The sequence below is a fragment of the Candidatus Aquicultor secundus genome, assembly GCF_002791875.1.
GTDB lineage: Bacteria > Actinomycetota > Aquicultoria > Aquicultorales > Aquicultoraceae > Aquicultor_A > Aquicultor_A secundus.
On the sequence record NZ_PFNG01000006.1, the window covers coordinates 1 to 4,807 of the forward strand.

The window sequence follows — 4,807 nt, forward strand, 5'->3', positions numbered from 1 at the left end:
CAGAATGACAGGCAACAGCAGTCTGTGAGTGGTCTTTAGATTCTTAACAACGCTTCAGAATGACAAGAATCAGCCATAATTCGTCTCTAATAGTGAGGTTTAAACATATTGAAAAACATAGTAATCCTGGGGTCGTCAGGATCGATAGGTCTACAAACAATAGATGTTGTTAAGCGATATCCCGAACTTTTTAACGTAGTCGGATTGGCTGTAAACAAAAGCATTGATGCACTGGAACAACAAATAAAAGAGCTACGGCCAAAGGCGGTCGTCGTTGTCGATGCAGAAAAAGCACAAGAGCTTAGCCGGAGAATAGCGGGAACATCAAACATCCCGGAGCTGCTGACGAGTATCGAAGGGCTCGAGCAGCTCGCAGCGCATCCCGAGGCCGACCTAGTATTAAACGCCCTGGTAGGCTCGGTTGGGCTACGACCGACATTGGCCGCGTTGCGGGCGGGAAAAACCCTGGCGCTTGCAAATAAGGAATCGATGGTTGCGGGCGGCGCTATAGTCGCCAAAGTGCGGGAAGAAACAGGGGCCGAAATACTTCCCGTAGACAGCGAGCACAATGCGATATTCCAATGCATGGTAGGCGAGCGGAAACGCGAGATAAAGCGGCTTATCGTCACCGCATCCGGCGGGCCGTTCAGGGGAAGAACCTTTAGCGAACTCGAATCGGTTACCGTGGAAGAGGCACTCAAACATCCCCGCTGGACGATGGGCCCGAAGATCACTATCGACTCGGCGACCCTGATGAACAAGGGTCTCGAGGTAATCGAGGCGCACTGGCTTTTTGACCTGCCTTACGAGCAAATCGACGTGATCGTGCATCCGCAAAGCATCATCCACTCGATGGTCGAGTTCGAGGACGGCTCGATTAAGGCCCACCTCGGCCAGACGGATATGCGAATACCCATCCAATACACGCTTTCATACCCGGACAGGTTGCCCGCGCCGCTTCCGTCGCTCGACTTTGTCGAGGTCGGGAAGCTCACGTTTGAAAAGCCCGATGTGCGGAATTTCCCATGTCTTGCGTACGCCTACGAGGCGATACGGCTCGGAAAAACATATCCGGCCGTTCTAAACGCGACAAACGAGCAGGCGGTAGCCGCTTTCTTAAGCAAAAAGATACGGTTTACAGATATCCCCAACATAATAAAGCAAGTCATAGAGCGACATGAGCCCGGCGATGAGACCGATTTGGGTATAGTATTAGAAACTGAACACAGGGCAAGAGAATACGCCGACCGGTTAATCACGTCGCTTATTCTTTAGAGTGTCTACTGGAAAAAGGAGTGAATCCATATATTTTACCTTATTGCGCTTATAGGTCTGGGCCTGATTATTTTCATCCATGAATTCGGCCATTTCATTGCAGGGAAGATAATTGGGCTCAAGGTTAAAGAGTTCATGTTCGGGCTCCCCGGCCCGAGAATCTTTTCGTTTAGAGTAGGGGAGACCGAATACGGTGCCACGGCGCTACCCTTTGGCGGATACGTCAAGTTTGCGGGCGTTGAATCCGAGCTGCAGCTGGAGGAGGACGACGAGGATAAGGATACGCCTCCCGAGAGGAAATACGATACGCAGCCACGGTGGAAAAAGGCGATCATCATGTTCGCCGGTCCGTTTATGAACATGGTGCTCCCCATATTTTTGATTGCTATTATGTTAATGTTCCAGGGAGTGCCCGATCGCACAAACGTCATCGGCGAAGTTGTAAAAGCTGGACCGGCGGCTAAAGCCGGTTTGCATGCAGGCGACAAGATCATAACGGTTGAAGGCAAAAAGGTTAAAAACTGGGCTCAAGCCGTTACTATTATTAAGAAAAAGCCGGGCAAGGAAATAACGATTGTCGCTGAGCGCAACGGAAAGACGCAAATCTTCAGACCGGTCCTGGATAATAACAAGGGCGAGGGATTTTTAGGCATAAGCCAGCGTCTTCGAACCCCGCTTCCTCATGAAGCGCTATACCAGGGTTTCTTAACTACGCTGACAATAATAAAATTCATGGCGGTAACACTCTATGTCGTTATTACGCAGAAAATCGGCTTGTTGGCCAAAGATAGCGCGGGCCCTGTCAGGATCGTCTATGAATCGGCAAAGATAATCCAGCAAAACTTCTGGTCGTATATTTGGCTGCTTGCCTTAATCAGCATCAACATCGGGATAGTCAACCTGTTGCCGATACCGCCGCTTGATGGCGGAAGGCTGGCGATCCTTGGAATCGAAGGCATCAAACGCGGACCTATCAACAAAAAGGCGGTATTTGCAATCAACGCCGCCGGAATGGCGTTGCTGTTAGCGCTTATGGTGTACTTTGTGTTCTCGGATATTTTCAAAATAATTCAAGGGGCACCGTTCCCGGGGGGTGGATAAATGGCGCAAAATACTTCAAAAGTTAGAATCGGCGATTTAGAGATCGGCGGCGGCAACCCCGTCGCCGTTCAGTCGATGACAAACAGAAAAACCGAGGACGTCGCTTCGACCGTCGAGCAAATAAAAGACCTCGAAGCCGTGGGCTGCGAGCTTGTCCGCGTTGCGGTACCGACCCGTGAGGCGATAGATGCGCTGCCCAAGATAAAGAAACAGATCAATATTCCGCTCATTGCGGATATTCACTTCCATTGGGAGTACGCGATCGGCGCCATCGATGCAGGCGCCGATAAAATCCGCATCAACCCCGGAAATATCGGTGGCCTTGAAAACTTCGCCAAAGTAATCGAAAAAGCGCGCGAGAACAGCGTCGCAATTCGCATCGGTGTGAACTCGGGCTCGCTCCATCCCAAATATGGAAACGAGGAAAATCCTGCCGAAGCCCTCGTTAAAAGTTGCATAGAGTACGTTCAATTTTGCGAAGAAATGAACTTTCACAATATCGTGCTCTCGGTAAAATCCTCATCCGTCGTCAACTCGATAAAAGCATACCGGATGCTTGCCAAGGCAACCGATTATCCGCTGCATTTAGGCATAACAGAATCCGGCACGCTGATGTCGGGCACGATTAAGTCGTCCGTAGGCTTGGGCGTGTTGCTTGCCGAGGGCATCGGCGACACCATGCGTGTCTCGCTCTCGGCCAACCCGGTACATGAGATACAGGTGGCGTTTCAGATATTGCAGGCGCTGGGGTTGAGGTCGTACGGCCCCGAAATCATATCCTGTCCTACGTGCGGGCGCTGCGATATCGATGTTATACCGGTTGCAGAGGAGATAGAGAAGCGGCTCATGAAAATACGCTCACCGCTGAAAGTCGCCATCATGGGCTGCGTAGTAAACGGCCCCGGTGAGGCGAAAGAAGCCGACATCGGTATTGCCGGCGGCAAACGCGAAGGGGTGCTCTTCAAGGCCGGCAAAGCCGTCCGCCGGGTGCCGGCCGACAACATGGTAGAGGAATTGATGGGCGAGATAGAGAAGTTAATAGTCGAAGTGAAAGAAAAGGAAGAGGCTGACAAGTGAAATTCTCAGTATTACTAGCGCCGACGTTAAAGGAGAGCCCTTCAGAGGCTGAAGTGGTAAGCCACAAGCTCCTTATGCGGGCGGGCATGATACGAAAAGTGGCGGCAGGGATTTACACATTCCTGCCACTTGGCTATAACGTTATAAAGAAAATAGAGCGCATCGTCCGTGAAGAGATGGGCAGAGCCGGTGCTCAGGAGATTCTGATGCCGGTTCTGCAGCCCGCCGATCTCTGGAGGATAACCGGGCGCTGGGACCAGTTCGGCCCCGAGATGATGCGGATGGCCGATCGGAACGGCAGGGAATTCGCCCTCGGCCCCACGGCCGAAGAAATGATAACCGACCTCGTTAAAAACGAGGTTAAGTCGTACCGGCAGCTGCCGCTCACGCTCTATCAAATACAAGTAAAGTTCAGGGACGAGATTCGTCCCCGGTTCGGCCTGATGCGCGGTCGCGAGTTTATCATGAAAGACGCTTACAGTTTTAACAGAACCGTCGAGGAAATGCAGCAATCATACAGCGACATGTATGATGCGTACAGCAGGATATTTTCCAGGTGCGGCCTGGATTATAGAGCGGTAGATGCCGCAACCGGCCTAATCGGCGGCAAAGTATCCCAGGAGTTCATGGTTCTTGCCGAATCGGGCGAGAGCACGATTCTCTATTGCGAGTCATGCAACTATGCGGCGAGCGATGAAGTAGCAACCGCGCCTTTGGCCGAACCTTCAACAGAAGCGATCAAGCAATCCGAACTCGTCGGAACGCCGGGGCAGAAAAGTGTGGAACAGGTCGCAACCTTCCTCAATATTCCTGAGGACAAAATCGTTAAGACATTGATCTACAAATACGGGGCGTCGGAGCTTGCCGGTATACTCGTGCGGGGCGATCGCGACGTTAACGACGAAAAGCTTTCCGTGGCATTGGGCACTGCGGACTTTCACCTTCTCGCGGGCGCCGAATGGCAGGAGTACCCCGAGCTTATCCGGGGATTTGTCGGACCGGTTGGCATTAATAGTGTGCGCCTGATAGCGGATAAAGAGATATCGGTTATGCAAAATTTCGTAGTCGGCGCGAATAGGCCCGATGCGCACCTCATCAATGTCAACGTGGGCGAGGATTTCCAGGTCGAAGAGTGGGCCGATATAAAAACGATTAAGGCGGGGGATAAATGCCCCGCATGCGGGGGAGCGCTTCTCTCGGCAAAGGGTATCGAGGTCGGCCAAATCTTCCAGCTGGGTACGAAATACAGCGCCGCGATGGAAGCGATGTATATCGATGAGGACGGAGCGCTTAAACCTTATATTATGGGAACCTACGGTATCGGCATAAGCCGCACGGCTGCTGCGGCGATCGA

4 protein-coding genes are annotated in these 4,807 nt (G+C 52.0%); all 4 read left to right on the forward strand.

The annotated features are described in order from the left end of the window. The first annotated feature begins 105 nt into the window (after positions 1 to 105). Complete coding sequence (locus COY37_RS00185) at positions 106 to 1,275, forward strand: 1-deoxy-D-xylulose-5-phosphate reductoisomerase (RefSeq protein ID WP_353682986.1); 1,170 nt, start codon at positions 106 to 108, stop codon at positions 1,273 to 1,275. A 57-nt stretch (positions 1,276 to 1,332) separates the two neighbouring features. Continuing rightward, a complete protein-coding gene (rseP, locus tag COY37_RS00190; protein ID WP_286678874.1) occupies positions 1,333 to 2,376 on the forward strand; it encodes an RIP metalloprotease RseP in 1,044 nt (347 codons plus the stop codon). Continuing rightward, positions 2,377 to 3,453, forward strand: a complete 1,077-nt coding sequence (gene ispG, locus COY37_RS00195; RefSeq protein WP_286678872.1) for a flavodoxin-dependent (E)-4-hydroxy-3-methylbut-2-enyl-diphosphate synthase — start codon at positions 2,377 to 2,379, stop codon at positions 3,451 to 3,453. After that, positions 3,450 to 4,807 (forward strand): proline--tRNA ligase (locus tag COY37_RS00200; RefSeq protein WP_286975431.1); only part of this gene is annotated, 1,358 nt, incomplete at its 3' end. The genes ispG and COY37_RS00200, both read left to right, overlap by 4 nt.